Consider the following 17,887-nt stretch of genomic DNA (forward strand, 5'->3'; position numbering starts at 1 on the left):
ATGTATTTTGCACGCAATTTGTACGGAATTGGTCAAGAAACAACTAGATGGAGATATTAAATTTTATTTTTTTACTTGGAATTAATTTTTCAATTTTTGGGTTTATTTGGGGCGTAATTATTTTAGGTACTAAATTGTTACGTGGCCCAGTTAGAGAAAAACGTCAAACGCAGGATTATATCATTCGTATTGTCAAGTACTTTTTATTGGTTTCTGTGACTGCCAATTTTGTTGTCGTAAATAAAGGTTCCGATTTAGATGGGAATGTTGCTGTTTCTCACATGGTAATAGGTACCATTGTATTGGCTTTATATTTATTAGGTAAATTACAAAATAGAGCAATGATGAGTCAATTGGCTCAGAATCCTATGTTGGCAAGATTTACCAATCAAATAGATCCGAAGGTGGAACGCTTTTTACTGTTAGGATCAGTGGTTTATTTTGTAATCTGTTTAATGGTGCCAGCAATGGTTGATAACTTCATTGTGAATTGGTTTTCAGGAGCCATTTTAAGTATCTACAATGCTGTGATAATAGGGTGGATCTTTAAGATTATTGGATTTTTCTTCCTTGTTAATATTCTACTACGTGCCTCGAATGTTATTGGTAATATTTTGACAGGTCAGCCAATTAACAGTCGACCAAAGTCTAGGTTTGGAGGATTTCAACAAGGTGGTGGAGCAGCATCAAATCCTTTTGAGCAATTCAGAGAACAGCAACAAAACGATGAAGGCTTTACAGATTACGAAGATGTAACTGAGGAAGAAGAAAAAGACAATACAAAAGGTTTAAACTAAATCTCCAAAAAGATCGTAATGATCAGCTGAGTTTATTTTAACATTTGCAAAAGTTCCAATCAATAATTTAGGATCTGCAGGCGCAGGAATTAAAACTTCATTATCAACTTCAGGCGAATCAAATTCAGTTCGTCCAATTAAGAAGTCACCTTCGTGTTTATCAAATAAAACCTTCAGTGTTTTTCCAATCTTCTCTTGATTTAATTCATGTGAAATTCCAGATTGTAATTCCATGATGATATCAGCACGTTCTTGTTTTACTTCTGCAGGAACATCATCTTCTAAAGCGAATGCTGATGTATTTTCTTCGTGAGAATAATTGAAGATACCTAGACGTTCGAATCTTGAACGCTCAACCCAATCATACATTTCTTGAAAATCTGCTTCTGTTTCACCTGGGAATCCAGAAATCAGAGTCGTTCTTAATGCGATTCCTGGAACTTTTTCTCTAATCGTATGGATTAAATCTTCGGTCTTCTCACGTGTAATTCCACGTTTCATTGCTTTAAGCATTTTAGAAGATCCGTGTTGCAATGGCATATCCAAATAATTACAAATATTTGAATGTTCACGCATCACGTCTAGAACGTCCATAGGGAATCCTGAAGGGAATGCATAATGCAATTTCATCCATTCAATTCCGTCAACATCAGAAAGTTTCTCTAATAATTCAGCCAATGCTCTTTTCTTATAGATATCTAATCCATAAAAAGTAAGATCCTGAGCAATTAACATTAATTCTTTTACGCCTTTATCTGCTAAGCTTTTTGCGTTGTTAACCAAAGTATCGATAGGAGTGGAGACGTGTTTTCCACGCATAAGTGGAATCGCACAGAAAGCACAAGGTCTGTCACAACCTTCAGCTATTTTAAAATAGGCATAATGACTTGGAGTCGTTAATAAACGTTCTCCTACTAATTCTTTTTTATAATCCGCTTTTAAAGTCTTTAATAGACGCGGCAATTCTCTAGTACCGAAATAACCATTAATTTCTGGAATATCCGTTTCTAATTCTTCTCTATATCTTTCCGATAAACAACCGGTAACATAAACTTTATCAACCAAGCCTTCTGCTTTAGCATTAGCGTAACGAATAATCGTTTCAATTGATTCTTGTTTAGCATTGTCTATAAAACCACAAGTATTGATAATTACAATTTCAGAATCATCTTGTTGCGCTTCATGTTCGACAGTAAACTTATTGGCTTTCAGTTGCGCCATCATTACTTCCGAATCAAAGATATTTTTGGAGCAACCTAGGGTTACAACATTAACTTTGTTTTTTTTAAGTGTTTTTGTTTTCATGAAATAATTTTGGCATTGATTAGCTAAAAAGCGAATCTACAAACTGTGCTTTATTGAAAATCTGTAAATCTTCAATTCCTTCTCCAACACCGATGTATTTAACAGGGATTTTCATTTGGTCAGAAATACCAATTACAACGCCACCTTTTGCTGTGCCATCCAATTTTGTTATGGCCAATGCATTAATTTCTGTTGCTAATGAAAATTGTTTCGCTTGTTCGTAAGCATTTTGACCAGTAGATCCATCTAAAACCAACAAGATTTCATGGGGGGCACCTGGAATGACTTTGCTCATTACATTTTTAATCTTCGACAGCTCGTTCATCAGATTAACTTTATTGTGTAATCTTCCGGCTGTATCGATAATTGCAATATCTGCTCCTTGAGCTTTGGCTGATTGTAAAGTGTCAAAAGCAACAGAGGCAGGGTCAGCACCCATTCCTTGTTGAATAATTGGAACGCCTACACGTTCAGACCAAATGATTAATTGATCGACAGCCGCAGCACGAAAAGTATCCGCAGCACCAAGAATTACACTTTTATTGTTCTTTTTAAATTGGTGAGATAATTTACCAATTGTTGTCGTTTTACCAACACCGTTTACACCAACAACCATAATTACATATGGTGATTCTGAAATATTTGGCACGTCAAAATTGACTAGATCTGTTGTATTGTTCTCTTCGAGGAGTTTACCAATTTCTTGTTTAAGAACATTGTTAAGCTCGTCCGTATTTACATACTTATCACGGGCAATTCGCTCTTCAATTCTTTCAATGATTTTTAAAGTCGTTTCAACACCAACATCTGACGTGATTAAAACTTCTTCAAGTTCATCTAGAACGTCGGCATCAACTTTAGATTTACCGACAACCGTTCTTGTTAATTTAGATAAAAAGCTCGACTTAGTCTTTTCTAAACCTTTGTCTAGACTCTCCTTTTTGTCTTTTGAAAAAAAATTGAAAATTCCCATTGCTAAATATAACAAAAGCTTCTCCCAAATATATTGAAAGAAGCTATAATATGATTAATAAATCAATTGATTAGTTGTTTTCGAACCAATCTTTAATGATGTCATTGTGTACAATCTCAGTTTTGAAAGAGTATGAACCAGTTTTTTCATTCTTTGCCATCTTGATACACTTTGTGTGCTCTTTACCGCCACCTGTCTGTAAACTTGCTACTGTCTTTTTAGCCATGTCTTTATTTATTTAAAGAAAACGTTAGTTGAATAACGTTAAATTTGTTTTACTTAATTTCTTTGTGAACAGTCATTCTCTTCAAGATAGGATTAAATTTCTTAATCTCTAATCTGTCTGGAGTATTTTTTCTGTTCTTCATTGTTACATATCTAGATGTACCAGCCATTCCTGACTCTTTGTGTTCTGTACACTCTAAAATAACTTGGATTCTATTTCCTTTACTTTTCTTCGCCATTGTGATGCTTTATAAAAAGGTTATTTTAAGAATCCTTGTTGCTTCGCTCTTTTAAGCGCTGCAGTGATTCCTATTTTATTGATTGTTCTCAAAGAAGATGTACTAATCTTTAAAGTGATATACTTATCTTCTTCGGGAATATAAAATTTCTTTGTGATAAGGTTAGGTAAGAACTTTCTACGTGTTCTTCTTTTTGAGTGAGAAACGTTGTTTCCGCTCATTACCTTTTTTCCTGTTAATTGACAAATTTTTGACATTTCCTATATTTTTTTCTGCTCTACTTCCAAAAATGGAGTGCAAAGTAACTAACTATTTTTTGCTTATACAAGTAAAAAAGCAAAAATATAAATTATTCTTAAAATTATTTGCAAACCCTATTGGTTTTGAGTTTGCAAAGATAGTGTTTTTATCTTATTCTTCTATATATAACCCAAGTAAAATTAACCTTAAATAGTTGAGCGCTGCAGATGCCGTTAATTCTATATTTCTGGTTCTATTTTGGCTGAAATTAAATGATTTTGAGTAAACATTTTCAGGTGTGGCAATGGCCATCCACACTAATCCAACAGGTTTTTCCTTCGTTCCACCACTTGGACCAGAAATTCCAGATATACTAATTGCATAGTCAACTCCAAGAATCTTTTTACCATTTATAGCCATTTCTCGAACAACTTCTTCCGAAACGGCGCCGTGTTTTTCTAAAGTTGTTTCTTTAACATTCACCAAATTTGCTTTTAATCGATTGGAATATGTAATTAATGATCCCTCATAAAAAGTAGAAGCGCCAGAAATGTTGACAATTTTTTTAGACAATGCGCCTCCAGTGCAACTTTCAATTGTGCCGAGTGTTTGCTTCTTTGAGACTAAATAATCACAAACTACCGACTCTAATGTCTCATTTTCTGTTCCAACTACATATTTAGGATGTTCCTTTTCCAACTTTTCTAAAGCGGAGTCTATAATTTCCTTCTGATCTAAACGACCTGTCAGTCTCAATTTTAATGTGCCTAAATTAGGTAAGTAAGAAACTGTAATTTTTTCATTTCTTAAGCTTTCTTCCCAATCTTTTATCATCTCAGCTAAATAGGATTCTCCAATTCCAGCAATGATTCTTGTTTTATGATAGAAATTCCCAATGCCAAATTCGGCCTGTATCATAGGAATATAAGTTTCTACGATTCCTTTCATTTCGTAAGGAACACCAGGCATTGAAAGAATGTATTGGTTGTTTTTTTTGAACAGCATACCACTAGCTGTTCCATTCATGTTTTCTATGATTTGTGCATTTTTAGGCAACATGGCTTGCTGCATATTTACTTCTAAAAATGGTTTCTTAGAGCGCGCAAATAAAAATTTAATTTTATTGAGAATCTCTGGGTACAGTATTAATTCATCATCAAAATATTCGGTAAGTACCTTCTTTGTGATGTCGTCATTGGTAGGACCTAGACCTCCTGTAAGAAAAATGAAATCGTCATATTTTAATGCTTCCGTTAAAGCTTCTTGAATATGTTTTTCTGTATCTGAAATACTTTTTATTTCCCTAATTTTTACCCCGATAAAATGAAGTTGTTTAGCTATAAAAGCCGAATTGGTATCAATTGTTTGTCCGACTAATATTTCGTCGCCAATTGTAATTATTGATGCAGTCATCTTTTGTAATAAGTTATATCTTTACGCGCTGGTATTATTTTTGATTATAAAGATATAAATAAGTTTGACCAAATTTTTTAAAATGATAAAAACGAGAATTATTGGATTATTAACTGGAGCCTTCTTAATGGTTGGAATTTCTGGATGTGATATTTTAGAAGAAGTAGCGAATGAGGTGATTAGTGCGGGAAGTGAATCAACCGGAACAGCGGCGCTAACTAATGAAGAAGTAATTAAAGGTTTAAAAGAAGCCTTAATAATAGGTATTCAAAATGGTGCTGGCAGGGCTAGTATGCAAGATGGTTTCTTTAAAAATGATTTAATAAAATTACCATTCCCTGAAGATGCACAAGCATTAAAGGATAAAGCAATAGAATGGGGATTAGAAGGAAAAGTAGATGAAATTACTTTAACATTAAATAGAGCAGCGGAAGAAGCCTCTAAATTGGCAGCTCCCATATTTATTGATGCAATCACTAATATGAGTATTGCAGATGGTTTTAATATTCTAAAAGGTGGAGAGAATGCAGCGACTAATTTTTTAAAGGATAAGACATCTGCTTCTTTAGTAGCGGCATTTGCCCCAGTAGTTCATGATGCAATTGAAAAAGTTAAATTAACAAGTTATTGGGAACCAGTGGCTACACGTTATAATAAGTTTGCTAAATTCACAGGGAAAGATGAAGTGAATCCAAGTCTTGATAATTATGTCACGCAAAAAGGTATTGATGGTTTGTTTACTTTAGTAGCTGAAGAAGAAAATAAAATAAGAAAAGATCCTGCAGCAAGGGTAACTGAGATTCTTCAAAAGGTATTTGGAAGTTTATAGTACAATAGTACGGATTTAAAAAAAGTCCAAATGAACTATTTTTCAATTGAAAATTGGTTCATTTGGACTTTTTTTTGCGTCTAATTTGGATGTGATTGGATTTAATTGTAATTTAAGAGGGATTTACTTTATGTAAAATACTAGTTCTTTTAAGCGTATCAATTAGAATCACCCCAAATGAAAAATCTAATTTTATATCTAATTCTTATTTTCTCATATGTTCCGGATGTCAATGGACAAGAGTATAAATATGAATTTGGCATTATCGGAGTCACCAGTCCTGGACAAGCGAAAGGTTGTATTGATGAAATAAGGCAGTTACTCAAAGTTAAAACTTTCTACTTTCATGACGCTCTGGATGAATTTGAAATGCATTCACAACAAGATTTCGATTTAATAGATTTGGCGAATAATCTAGAATCCGAAGGTTTTATTCTAGTGGGGACTATCGTAAAATCCAACTTATGAAAAATGGATGCCTTTTTACTACTTTTTTATTCTTTTTGGGGGGGCTTTTCAGTCAAACATTTACATCGGTACCAGGGGTTATTATTCCTGACCCAGGAATTGTAACAGAAGAGGTGATTGTTTCTGGAATTGGTGAGATTGATTGCGATTTTGGATTAAGTGAAGTTTGTATTGATATTTCGCATAATCGTGATTCTGATTTAGATATTTATCTTTTTGATCCAGATGGTGTTTTTTATGAATTGACAACGGATAATGGAGGCGATGGGAATAATTATATTGTTACTTGTTTCGATATGATAGCCGCAACAAGTGTTGTATTCGGCACAGCTCCTTTTGATGGAAGTTATATTCCTGAGGGTGATTTAGAGCAAGTGAATAATGGACAGAATGCGGATGGAACTTGGATATTGTGGTTGCGTGATGATCAGTCGGGAACAGTAGGTGTGCTTAATGAGTTTAGTCTTACTTTTTCCGCTTCAGTACCGTGTCCAGGTGTTCCTTTAGAAGCCGATTGTGGTGGCGGAACACAAGTCTGTAGCTCTTCAACTTTTACTGGTAATAGTGATGGTGATGGTAATTTTGTTGATTTGAATGGATCGAACGATGGTTGTCTAAATGGTGAACATGAATCTTCATGGTATTATTTTCAAGCCGCTAGCGATGGAGTGTTTGCCTTTACGATTGAAACAGCTGTTGATTATGATTTTGCAGTTTGGGGACCAATGGCTATGATTACATGTCCTATCGATGAAAGTCCCTTGCGATGTTCGTATGCTGGTACGACTGGTGATACAGGACTTCAAGTTGGCGCTGGGGACAATTCGGAAAATGATTTTGGTGATGGTTTTGTTAATGCTATAACTGCGTTAGAAGGGGAGGTTTTTATTCTAGTAATTGACAATTTTACATCGGATGGTTCCTCATTCGATTTAAATTGGAGTTTGACTGATGGCGCCTCACTTGATTGTACACCCTTGCCTGTAGAGCTTACCGATGTTTTACTTTTTAATGATCAAGGTGTGAATTTGTTCAATTGGGTTACAGCTTCGGAACTAAATTCTGATTATTTTTTAATTGAGAGATCGATAGATTTTATTGAATGGGAAACTGTTGCACGCGTTAAGGGGGCTGGTAATACTTCAAAAATGACTCATTACTCCATCTCCGATGTTGACTATAATAAATCTATAAATTATTATCGTTTAACACAAGTTGATATAGATGGTGAGTCGAAAATCATTGGAATGGAATCAATAGATAATCGTGTTGATCAATCAAAAGTATTCATGATTGTGAATTTATTTGGACAGCAAGTAACAGAAAGTTATATTGGCGCAAAGGTTTATATTTATGAAGATGGATCGGTAAGAAAAGTCAATAGGTAATCTATATTACCTTAACTCCGCTTTCAATTGTTGTTCAAGCTGTAAACGAATTTTATCCATTATCTTATCTATTTGTCCATCTGTCAATGTTTTCTCATTGTCTTGGAAAATGAATGATACGGCATATGACTTCTTGCCTTCCTCTAAATTTTTCCCTTCGTACACATCAAATAAACCTACCTCTTTTAATATTTTTCTATCTACTTTAGTCGCTATTGCAGATATAGCATCAAACTTAACAGCTTTATCTAATAATAAGGAGAAGTCTCTTCTTACGAATTGTGTTTTAGGAATTGGACTCAAACTAATTTTATTCAATTTTAATAAATCGATTACTTTGTCCCAGTTGAATTCGGCATAGAATACTTTGTCTTTTATTTCGAATTCTTTTAAAATAGCGGCATTTATCCATCCTATTTCTACAGTTGCTTGGTTGGCTATTTGAATGGTGTATCCGTCTTCAAGTAGGTCACTTTTTAATTCAGTCACTCGCTCTCCTTTTAAAATGCCTAACTTATTCAATATGTTTTCAACGACTTGTTTTAATTGATAAAAGTCTGTTTTATTTCCTGTTGTATTCCAGTTCTCAGATAATTGTTTACCTGTTAACCAAATGCCTAATTTTTGCTCTTCAATATATTTTTCACCTCGCTTACTGTAAACCTTTCCGAATTCGAAAAGTTTCACATCTGGACGCTGTCTATTTTGATTAAAAGCAATACTCTTCAATCCTCCAAAAAGTATAGATTGACGCATCACATCCAGTTCGTTACTCAAAGGGTTTAATATTTGTACATCATTTTGCGATTGGAAAACTTCTGATTTAATTTTAGTCAATATTTCAGCATTAACTAAAGAGTTATTCATAATTTCACTATAACCATTGCTTACCAAATAGTCTGCTACGTTATTGTAAGCTTTCTCTTTATCTGGACCTTTTTGTAGGCTGATAGTTGAATTCAGTTTTTCAGGCAGTGGAACCTTATTAAAACCATAAATTCTCAATACTTCTTCAATTACATCAGCTTCTCTCAATACGTCCACTCTATAATTAGGAACTTCCAATTGTGCATCATTATTATCTTGGGTGATAATATTGATATCAAGATTGTTAAGAATAGTAATGATCTCTTCATTTGTTATGTTAACACCACACAATTGACGACATCTATCAAAATTAAAATCAACTTTAAAGTTTTCAATTTTTTCAGAGTATTCATCTTCAACGCCCGTTAAATCGCCACCTGCAAGTTCTAGAATTAAAGAAATCGCTCTATCTCTAGCGTAAATTATCGTTTCGGGGTTAACACCTCTTTCAAATCTAAAAGAAGAATCTGTATTTAAGCCTTGTCTTTTTGCTGCTTGTCTTATTGTAACAGGATTAAAATAAGCAGCTTCCAAGAATATGCTTTTAGTATCATTCGTTACCCCAGAATCAGCTCCGCCAAAAACACCTGCAATACACATGGCATTATCTTTATTCGCAATGACAAGGTCATCTTCCGTTAAAGTACGGTCAACATCATCTAAAGTGGTGATTTTTTCATCTTTTTTTGCCAAACGAACGTTGATTTCGTTACCAACAATATTCAAATCAAATGCATGCAAAGGATTACCTGTTTCGTGCATTACGAAATTTGTTATATCCACAATATTATTAATCGGTTTCATCCCAATCGAACGCAGTCTAGTTTGCAACCAATCCGGAGAAGGTTTAACTGTAATGTTTTCTATTGTTGCGCCAGCGTATCTTGGAGCACCTGCTTTATATTGAATGTTAATATCAACTTTACTTGCTTCAGCGGCTGGAATGGCAGCAACCGGCCATTTTAATTCTAGGTTAGCAGATTCGTGAAAGTTTAAATAAGCTTTTAAATCTCTTGCAACACCTATATGTCCCATTGCATCTGCACGATTCGGTGTTAAGCCGATTTCAATTAAATAATCATCCTCTAGGTCGAAATATTTTTGAGCAGGGGTACCAGTTTTTATATCTTCTTTAATGACAAGAATTCCATCGTGTGATCCGCCTAGACCTAATTCGTCTGTTGCGCAAATCATTCCGAAAGATTCAATGCCTCTTATTTTTGACTTCTTAATTTTCAAAGGTTCGTTCGGATCTGGATAGATAACTGAACCAACGGTAGCAACAACAACGGTTTGTCCGGCTTCAACATTAGGAGCGCCACAAACAATTTGAACGGGTTCATCTAATCCTAAATCAACAGTTGTTACACTTAGTTTATCAGCGTCAGGATGTTTTTCTTTCGTCAAGACTTTACCTATAACTACACCTCGTAAACCTCCTTTTACAGATTCAACTTTTTCTAAACCTTCTACCTCCAAACCTGTATCGGTTAGAATTGTCGATGCAGCTTCCGCTGAAAGGTCAGTTTTAATGTAATTTTTAAGCCAATTATAAGATATTTTCATGCTGCTTTTTATTGCTAATCACGCAAAGGTAATTATTACATGTGCAATTCTGAAATTATGGTTTTAAAACTTCTTATTTAATTCGTATTAATCAATTTTGGACTGGCTAATTGAATTCAATTTTTATAGACAAAACATGGTTTTTAAGTCGAATTCGTTTCAAAGAATCTGAATTCAGATAAGGCTACTGTAATCATTTAAGAATTTCTATATCATGGAGTTTTCTCATTATTGAAGTATTAAGTCAGTGTATTTTTGACTAAAAATTGCAATTCTGGAATAACTTCTTTTTCGAACCAGTCATTTTTCTTCAACCAAATACCATTCCTAGGCGACGGGTGAGGGAGAACAAAATAATCTGGCAAATAGTTTTTATACGCCTTAACACGCGAGGTCAAATTTTGTTTCGGGAGATGTTTTAAGTAATAATCTTGGGCATAACTGCCAATTAGTAGAACTAAGGCTGTATTGTTTAATTGTGAAATAATAAGCTCATGCCAAGCGGAAGTACATTCTTTTCTGGGGGGCAAGTCTCCACTTTTTCCTTTGCCAGGATAACAAAACCCCATTGGTAGAATGCCGAAGTTTGATGTGTTATAGAATGAGTCATTGTCAACATTTAACCATTTGCGCAATCGCTCACCACTTTTATCATCCCAAGGTTTACCTGTTCGGTGCACAACTGCGCCAGGCGCTTGACCTATGATGATTATTATAGAGTGGCTTGATATCGAAAGAACTGGGCGCGGTGGATGCGGTAGTTTATCGCTGCAAATTTGACACTTTCGTATTTCCTTTAATGTTGATTCCATGATATAATACTGACTAATTTAGTTATTCGGTAGTAGATAAAAGCAGCTATTTGTCATTTAATACGTATATTAAGATATAGTCACACTAATTAATTAACATATGAAATCATTTTCACTGCTTTTTATTTTCTCGATCTTCTTGTCAGGAGGTTTGTTTGGACAGAATTTTGTTTATCCTGAATTTGAATTGCTTTCGGTGGATTATGGCGGTGAATTATTGACAATCAAAAAAGACAATGGTACCGGCAGCTATACAGGAATAGAATGGTTAGCCGGTGAAGAAAATCAACTTCCTGTAGCATATGTTAGTGGCAGTGCGCCTGTAACGGCAGCAAGTTTTAATATGTTTTGTGACCAAGCGCCAGATTCTATTTTAGTGCGAGGTATTTGTCCAGAAGGTATGACTTTTGAACCTGTAGTTGTGCCTGTTACAAATGTTGAACCTGGAGCCTATACATTTAACTATCCATCACACGAAGCGAATACAGTTTTCGAATCAGCTGTTGTTCGTTATTTTGATACTTTTAATATTGGTTGGGATGTTTCTTTTGATTCAGGTGAAACTTGGAGAACTGTAGATACTTCTCGCAATACTTTGTATGTGACTAAAAATGCGCCAATGGCAAGAACTGGTTTATTTGATTGGTACCATTCTGTTTATGATATTAGTTGTAGAAATGCGGATATGAATTCGTCTGAAACTGATGTTATAGCTGGTATTTGGTCGGAATTTACAGATCAAATAGTTTTAAACCACAATAGCGATAGTTTACATTATTATAAACCAAAAGGAACCTATAATACAAATTTAGCTGCGCTATTAAAGTATAAGAATGCACAGTGTTATACTTTCGCACAATTGTTTTTAGCCTGTATCAAAATTCAAGGTATAGAACGTTCGAATAATTATGTTTATATAACACCGCGTACTAGTTATGTCTGTGGTAATTCGGTAAATAGATTTTTAGTAAAAAACTGGAGTTTCGGAGCGCCAACAGGAACAGGTTGTGCTGACTTCCCTTATGAAAACACGTATACAACATTAATACCACCGCCTTATACAGATTATAGTTTCATAACAGAAGATGTATCAGATGAAGCAGGATTGCCAGGCCAATGTTCGCCGAACCCAAGTTCGTACTTTAATAACCACCAAATTTCTAAAATTGATGGTGTTTATTATGATGCTTGTTATGGTGTTACTTTTGATAGTCTTGAGGATATTCCTTTTGAAGGATTTAGCGGCTGGGGTTATAGATATACTTCAGGTGGTGTGACACATGCGAGGTTTACAAATGATATGGAAATAACAGAGTTAAGAGAAAATATTACGACTTATTAATATATGTTTAAATCAATTTTATTAATACTATCTGTCGTACTTTCAATGAATGTCTCTGGACAAACTGTTGAGCGGAAAATCATTGTAGAGAATAATAAGTATGCTTATGTTTCGATAGATAATGAACACCAAATGGGGACCTTATTTTTTGGTGGTCTAAATGATTCTTTAAGTCGAGCAGAGAAACGGGCTTTACCCGCAGGACGAAGTATAGAGGTGCAAACAAACCCTTTCTCATGGGACTTGGTTAATGACACGATGTATGCAATTAACTTTATTAATCATCCATTAAATGACCGAGCAGAATCGATCAAAAAAATAGCATTAGATTCGTTAAAGCCATGGAGTGAAACGACAGTTTTGGATATCATTGATCAGAGTATTGATCAAGAGATGTTAACATACAATCAACCTTATTTAGCAATTGCAGAACAATCAAAATATTTGAATCATTTTTATTTTGATGGGGTTATTTTTGATGATAAATATTGGATGGCAATTTCGAATAATGACAAAATATCTATTTGGAATTACGATGGTGTCAATTGGAATACGGGTATGGATATTTCGTTGAAAATTTCTGGACCATTTTGGATTTTTGAATCAAAGAATACATTATATTTGTTGTTGATTGATGGTCAGCTTTTTAAAATTGATGATTTGTTAATAAAAGAAGTAGATCAAGTTACAAATGTTAGTCTTAATATTGGCTTAATAATTGATAACAGAGATACTGGAGAAATTTATTTTTTAGAGCAGCTGAATTCTGCACTAACAATGAATGAAAATATAAAACAATTAAGTAAAAAAATATTGAATTAATAATAGACAATTATGAAAAAAATTCAACTTTTGGTTTTGGGATTTGCATTGTCAACGGGGTTTGCATTTGCAGACGACGTAGATATTGCTGTTGTGAATACGACGCCTGGAATGGATGATGGTTCAATAGAACTAAATATAAGCGGTGGAATAGCACCTTATCAATTCAACTGGGTTGGACCAGATGGTTTTGAGTCGAGTGAAGAAGATTTAGTCGATTTGTCAGTGGGGACTTATACTGTTACTGTAACTGATCTTTATTGTGGTTATGCTACAATGACAATTGTAGTAGAAGAGGGAGTTGTTGATGAAGCGAGTATTGGAGATGGAGAAGAACGATTTAATTTATCTATCTATCCGAATCCAACGCATGGTCAATTACATTTAGTGAGTGAATTACCAATTGATGTTATCGTTTATAATATCCTTGGTTCTCCGGTATTGAATCAAAAGAATGTAACAGAAATTGATTTATCTGATTTTCCTTCTGGTTCTTATTTGGTGCAAGTTGCTTCAGAAAGAGGAACTATTACTAGAAAAATCAGCAAACTATAAAATTACCCAGAATACTGGAAAAGTAATCTTCTTAAAAAACAGCAATTGGAATTCCAATTGCTGTTTTTTTTATAGTTTAAGTTTACGGGATAGGTATGAGGGTCTCATTTAGCATAACATTCCTAATATCTAATCTTGCATCAAACACCATCACTATTCGGGTACCATAGGCTTGCCGAAGGTATGACGCATAAAACTACAGTGGCTTGAAGCGTATCGGTCTAACACGTTGTCCAACGAAGCTTTACGCGTAGTTGGATCTACCTTTTATTACCCAAATTATTTTACCGAATTGATAAAATCGAGAACGTTCTTATTGATTCTTTCTTCAATGTTACTCACATCTGCTTTAACAAACTTTTCACCAGTGATTTTTTCGTATAATTCAATATAACGTTCACTAACAGTATTTACAAAAGCTTCAGGCATTTCTGGAATAGTTTGTCCATCAAGACCTTGAAAATTGTTTTCAATTAACCATTCTCTAACAAATTCTTTAGACAATTGTTTTTGTTTTTCTCCTTTAGCTTGTCTTTCTTCATATCCTTCTGCATAAAAATAGCGAGAAGAATCTGGCGTATGAATTTCATCAATCAAATAGATTTGACCGTCTTTTTTACCAAACTCGTATTTAGTATCAACAAGAATTAAACCTTGTTTGGCAGCTATTTCCGTTCCACGTTGGAATAGGGCATAAGTGAATTTCTCTAATTGGATATAATCCGCTTCAGAAACTATTCCTTGGCGAATAATCTCTTCACGAGAAATGTCTTCATCGTGACCTTCTTCAGCTTTGGTAGCTGGCGTGATGATAGGTTGCGCAAACTTATCGTTTTCATGCATGCCTTCAGGCAATGCAACACCACATAAAACTCTTTTACCTGCTTTATATTCTCTAGCCGCATGACCAGCCATATACCCTCGAATAACCATTTCTACTTTAAATGGTTCGCATTTATGACCAACAGCAACACTCGGGTCAGGTGTATCTAATAACCAGTTTTGCACAATGTCTTCTGTTGCTTTTAAGAATTTAGCAGCTAATTGATTTAAAACTTGTCCTTTATAAGGAATTGCTTTTGGAAGAATATAGTCAAAAGCTGAAATTCTATCCGAAGCAACGATTACGATAAAATCGTTATTTATTGTATGTACATCTCTAACTTTTCCGTTGTAAACGGCCGTTTGACCTGGGAATTCGAAATGTGAATCTTTAATTGCGTTCATAATTAATTTTTAATCTTCTTGAAAAGCGTCTATTATTTTTTTAACTAAGTGATGTCTAATTACATCGCTGGTTGTCAGTTTAACGATGTCAATTCCTTCAACCGATTCTAAGCGATCAACAGCGTATGTTAATCCTGATTTTTGGTTTTTAGGTAAGTCAATTTGCGTGTGATCTCCAGTAATTACAAATTTGGCATGTCTTCCCATTCTGGTTAAAAACATTTTCATTTGATTTACGGTTGTGTTTTGAGCCTCATCTAAAATTACAAAGGCATTATCTAAAGTTCGTCCACGCATAAATGCCAATGGAGCGATCTCTATCACACCGTTCTCAACGTATTCTAAAAGTTTTTCAGTTGGAATCATATCGCGTAAACCATCGTATAGTGGTTGTAAATAGGGATCTAATTTTTCCTTTAAATCGCCAGGTAAAAAACCTAAGTTTTCACCTGCTTCAACTGCCGGTCTTGTCAGTACAATCCGACGCACCTCTTTATTTTTTAAGGCTCTTACTGCTAAAGCAACTGCTGTATATGTTTTACCTGTTCCAGCTGGACCGATAGCAAAAACCATATCATTCTCTACACTCGCCTTAACAAGTTTACGCTGATTTGCTGTTCGAGCTTTAATTAAATTACCTCGAACACCATGTACAATTGTATCACCAAAATCTTTAAAAGGAATTGATTCTGTTTCCTTTAGCATTAAAGTCTCAATATTGTTTTCAGTTAAGCTATTAAACTCTCCTATATATGCGGTTAATAACGAAAGCTTCTTTTCAAATTCCTCAATCAAAGCGGGATCTCCAATAACTTTAATAATATTACCTCTAGCTATTAATTTTAATTTGGGAAAATAATTCCCAATTAATTTTAATTTCTGGTCATTCACACCAAATAAGTCCATTGGTGAAATACCAGTAATTTCAATGATTTTTTCTTGCAAAATTTTAGTTAATTATAGTCGTTTAATTTTAGTTTAGTAAAAATTAAACTTAATTTTGAACAAAATTAGAATTTTCTCTTTACTAGTAAATGCAATTTAAATAAAAGTATTGTATTTTGTATCAAGGAATGGCATGCAAATAATAACATTAACTACGGACCTCGGATTATCTGACCATTATGTGGCCGCGCTAAAAGGGCAGCTATATGGCAGTTTGAATAATGTCCAAGTTGTTGATATATCGCATGACGTTCAGGCTTTTAATATTGCACAAACGGCATTCTTTCTGAATAATGTTTTTGACGATTTTCCAAAAGGTACCATCCACTTCTTAGGTGTAGATGCTTTACCTAAAATTAATATTGGAAATCCTTCTTTAAATCTTTATCCACTTGTAATGAAATTAAGAGGACAATACATTGTTGGTTGTGATAATGGTGTTTTCTCTTTAATAAATGATTATCAAGATGCTGAAATGCTAATTAGAATTGATGACTTTAGTGCGAAGTTAGCCTTGAGACATCCTACAAAATATATTTATTTACCTACAATTCAGAAAATTGCAGAAGGTGTTGACTTAAACGAAATAGGTGAGGTTACGACCGATTTGAAGAAAGTATTTACAACACAACCTATTCTTACTGTTGATCTGATTAAAGGTGCGGTGATTCATATTGACAAATACGGGAACGTGATTACGAATATTACGGAGAAATTGTTTAACGAGGTGGGTAAAGGGAATCCATTCACAATTTATTTTAAGAACGCTAGGTATTTTATCGAAACCATTTCAACCAATTATCACGATGTGCCTACCGCTGAGAAATTAGCGCTATTCAATGAAAATGGCTTTTTAGAAATTGCGATAAATAAAGGTGTGAGTGGAAATGGAGGTGGAGCAGGTCCCTTATTAGGGTTGAATGTAAATGATATTGTTAGAATGGAGTTTCATCCTAAAGGATCAAAAGATAATATCGAATCATTATTTAATAATTAATAAAAGCATTGTTATTATGAGTATACAGCGAATTGTTAAAATGACATTCGGTGCAGAATATTGCAAAGAATTTGAAGATTATTTTGATGAAATTAAGGACGCAGTTGGTGGACAGCCAGGTTGCAATGGCGTTAAATTATTGCGTGATATTTCTGAAAATGGGGTTTATTTTACTTATAGTATTTGGGACAATGAGAAAAGTCTTAATAATTATAGACATACAGAGCTTTTTGGACAAGTTTGGCCTAAAGTTAAGGCATGGTTCGTTGCTAAACCAGAAGCATGGAGTACAGAAATTTTTTGTGAATCAAACAATTTATAGTGAAGTATATTTTAATTTTTATTTTCTTAAGTAGTCAGTTTATTAATGCGCAAATTGTTGATTTAGACGAAGACGATATTGCTCGAATGGAATTTTCAGGAGTCTTTAAAAGTGCATTGTCTATTGAGCTTGGAGGAGGGACAGGTTTCGCAGGATTGGCTTTCGATCATTTTTTACGTGAGAAACTTCGCATGGGAATTAGCGTAGGTTACCCAGCAACTGGAGCTAATTTTAAAGTTTATCCTTTTGGAATTGATAGACATAAAGCATGCTGGAATATTGGTTGGAGATCTACCGCTTTTTTAACAGCGAATGATCCGCTATTTTTAATGCATAATTTGCCTATTGGTATTTCAGTCTTCGGAAAGAATCAAATCAACTTTGAAATTGATTTTGGGCCTGCTTATTCACACGCATTAAAGAGTACCGATGTATTGACAGGTTTTTCAAAGAATTTATATTTCTGGGGAGGAGTTAAAATTGGTTACCGTTTTTCATTTTACTCGATGAAACGAGCAAGACAATTGAATAAACTTGATTAATCTTCTTTATTCA

General features: G+C 34.2%; 20 protein-coding genes. 10 read left to right on the plus strand and 10 right to left on the minus strand.

The annotated features are described in order from the left end of the window. The first annotated feature begins 47 nt into the window (after window positions 1-47). The gene (locus T367_RS0118645) at window positions 48-797 is read left to right on the plus strand and encodes a hypothetical protein (RefSeq protein ID WP_027421186.1); all 750 of its coding nucleotides are present in this window, start codon (window positions 48-50) and stop codon (window positions 795-797) included. Here the strand turns inward: T367_RS0118645 and rimO are convergent. From rimO to T367_RS0118675, 6 genes are all read right to left on the minus strand, one after another. Continuing rightward, window positions 789-2,102 (minus strand): 30S ribosomal protein S12 methylthiotransferase RimO, encoded by a 1,314-nt coding sequence (gene rimO / locus T367_RS0118650; protein ID WP_027421187.1) that lies wholly within the window; start codon window positions 2,100-2,102, stop codon window positions 789-791. The two genes, T367_RS0118645 and rimO, sit on opposite strands and share 9 nt — an antisense overlap. Before the next feature lie 19 nt (window positions 2,103-2,121). Further along, window positions 2,122-3,075 (minus strand): signal recognition particle-docking protein FtsY, encoded by a 954-nt coding sequence (gene ftsY / locus T367_RS0118655; protein WP_027421188.1) that lies wholly within the window; start codon window positions 3,073-3,075, stop codon window positions 2,122-2,124. Between the two features lie 70 nt (window positions 3,076-3,145). Continuing rightward, the gene (locus T367_RS24580; RefSeq protein ID WP_072032229.1) at window positions 3,146-3,301 is read right to left on the minus strand and encodes a DUF4295 domain-containing protein; all 156 of its coding nucleotides are present in this window, start codon (window positions 3,299-3,301) and stop codon (window positions 3,146-3,148) included. Window positions 3,302-3,350: 49 nt separating this feature from the next. Next, window positions 3,351-3,539: a 50S ribosomal protein L33 gene (gene rpmG / locus T367_RS0118665; RefSeq protein ID WP_027421189.1), complete on the minus strand. Its 189-nt coding sequence runs from the start codon at window positions 3,537-3,539 to the stop codon at window positions 3,351-3,353. A gap of 20 nt (window positions 3,540-3,559) precedes the next feature. Then, window positions 3,560-3,796, minus strand: a complete 237-nt coding sequence (gene rpmB, locus T367_RS0118670) for a 50S ribosomal protein L28 (RefSeq protein ID WP_027421190.1) — start codon at window positions 3,794-3,796, stop codon at window positions 3,560-3,562. A gap of 154 nt (window positions 3,797-3,950) precedes the next feature. Then, window positions 3,951-5,192, minus strand: coding sequence for a CinA family nicotinamide mononucleotide deamidase-related protein (locus T367_RS0118675; RefSeq protein WP_027421191.1), 1,242 nt, complete (start codon window positions 5,190-5,192; stop codon window positions 3,951-3,953). A gap of 82 nt (window positions 5,193-5,274) precedes the next feature. Between T367_RS0118675 and T367_RS0118680 the strand changes: the two genes are divergently transcribed. The 3 genes from T367_RS0118680 (at window position 5,275) to T367_RS24330 (ending at window position 7,877) form a co-directional block, all read left to right on the plus strand. Beyond that, window positions 5,275-6,021, plus strand: coding sequence for a DUF4197 domain-containing protein (locus T367_RS0118680; RefSeq protein ID WP_051568669.1), 747 nt, complete (start codon window positions 5,275-5,277; stop codon window positions 6,019-6,021). Window positions 6,022-6,198: 177 nt separating this feature from the next. Next, window positions 6,199-6,489, plus strand: coding sequence for a Fes1 domain-containing protein (locus tag T367_RS0118685; RefSeq protein WP_027421193.1), 291 nt, complete (start codon window positions 6,199-6,201; stop codon window positions 6,487-6,489). Then, entirely contained in the window at window positions 6,486-7,877 is a 1,392-nt protein-coding gene (locus tag T367_RS24330; RefSeq protein WP_027421194.1) for a proprotein convertase P-domain-containing protein, read from the plus strand. The genes T367_RS0118685 and T367_RS24330 overlap by 4 nt, the downstream gene beginning before the upstream one ends. Before the next feature lie 6 nt (window positions 7,878-7,883). Here the strand turns inward: T367_RS24330 and pheT are convergent, their stop codons facing one another. Further along, window positions 7,884-10,310, minus strand: coding sequence for a phenylalanine--tRNA ligase subunit beta (pheT, locus tag T367_RS0118695; protein WP_027421195.1), 2,427 nt, complete (start codon window positions 10,308-10,310; stop codon window positions 7,884-7,886). Window positions 10,311-10,549: 239 nt separating this feature from the next. Next, on the minus strand, window positions 10,550-11,122 hold the full coding sequence (locus tag T367_RS0118700; protein WP_027421196.1) for a uracil-DNA glycosylase family protein: 573 nt from the start codon (window positions 11,120-11,122) through the stop codon (window positions 10,550-10,552). 100 nt (window positions 11,123-11,222) lie between these two features. Here T367_RS0118700 and T367_RS0118705 point away from each other — a divergent pair, with 100 nt between their 5' ends. The 3 genes from T367_RS0118705 to T367_RS0118715 are packed head-to-tail and all read left to right on the plus strand — an operon-like array spanning window position 11,223 to window position 13,841. Further along, entirely contained in the window at window positions 11,223-12,464 is a 1,242-nt protein-coding gene (locus T367_RS0118705; RefSeq protein WP_157454312.1) for a hypothetical protein, read from the plus strand. Window positions 12,465-12,467: 3 nt separating this feature from the next. Continuing rightward, complete coding sequence (locus T367_RS0118710) at window positions 12,468-13,286, plus strand: hypothetical protein (protein WP_157454313.1); 819 nt, start codon at window positions 12,468-12,470, stop codon at window positions 13,284-13,286. A 12-nt stretch (window positions 13,287-13,298) separates the two neighbouring features. Further along, complete coding sequence (locus T367_RS0118715; RefSeq protein WP_027421199.1) at window positions 13,299-13,841, plus strand: T9SS type A sorting domain-containing protein; 543 nt, start codon at window positions 13,299-13,301, stop codon at window positions 13,839-13,841. Between the two features lie 279 nt (window positions 13,842-14,120). Here the strand turns inward: T367_RS0118715 and T367_RS0118720 are convergent, their stop codons facing one another. Then, window positions 14,121-15,068: a phosphoribosylaminoimidazolesuccinocarboxamide synthase gene (locus tag T367_RS0118720; protein WP_027421200.1), complete on the minus strand. Its 948-nt coding sequence runs from the start codon at window positions 15,066-15,068 to the stop codon at window positions 14,121-14,123. 9 nt (window positions 15,069-15,077) lie between these two features. After that, the gene (locus tag T367_RS0118725) at window positions 15,078-16,013 is read right to left on the minus strand and encodes a PhoH family protein (RefSeq protein ID WP_027421201.1); all 936 of its coding nucleotides are present in this window, start codon (window positions 16,011-16,013) and stop codon (window positions 15,078-15,080) included. A gap of 133 nt (window positions 16,014-16,146) precedes the next feature. Here T367_RS0118725 and T367_RS23155 point away from each other — a divergent pair, with 133 nt between their 5' ends. The 3 genes from T367_RS23155 to T367_RS0118740 are packed head-to-tail and all read left to right on the plus strand — an operon-like array spanning window position 16,147 to window position 17,874. Further along, the gene (locus T367_RS23155) at window positions 16,147-17,010 is read left to right on the plus strand and encodes an SAM hydrolase/SAM-dependent halogenase family protein (protein WP_051568670.1); all 864 of its coding nucleotides are present in this window, start codon (window positions 16,147-16,149) and stop codon (window positions 17,008-17,010) included. 16 nt (window positions 17,011-17,026) lie between these two features. Then, window positions 17,027-17,332: a putative quinol monooxygenase gene (locus T367_RS0118735; protein WP_035845983.1), complete on the plus strand. Its 306-nt coding sequence runs from the start codon at window positions 17,027-17,029 to the stop codon at window positions 17,330-17,332. Continuing rightward, window positions 17,332-17,874: a hypothetical protein gene (locus tag T367_RS0118740; RefSeq protein ID WP_027421203.1), complete on the plus strand. Its 543-nt coding sequence runs from the start codon at window positions 17,332-17,334 to the stop codon at window positions 17,872-17,874. Before T367_RS0118735 ends, T367_RS0118740 begins: the two co-directional genes overlap by 1 nt. Window positions 17,875-17,887: the final 13 nt, after the last annotated feature.

Source organism: Crocinitomix catalasitica ATCC 23190 (assembly GCF_000621625.1).
Classification (GTDB): Bacteria; Bacteroidota; Bacteroidia; order Flavobacteriales_D; family Crocinitomicaceae; genus Crocinitomix; species Crocinitomix catalasitica.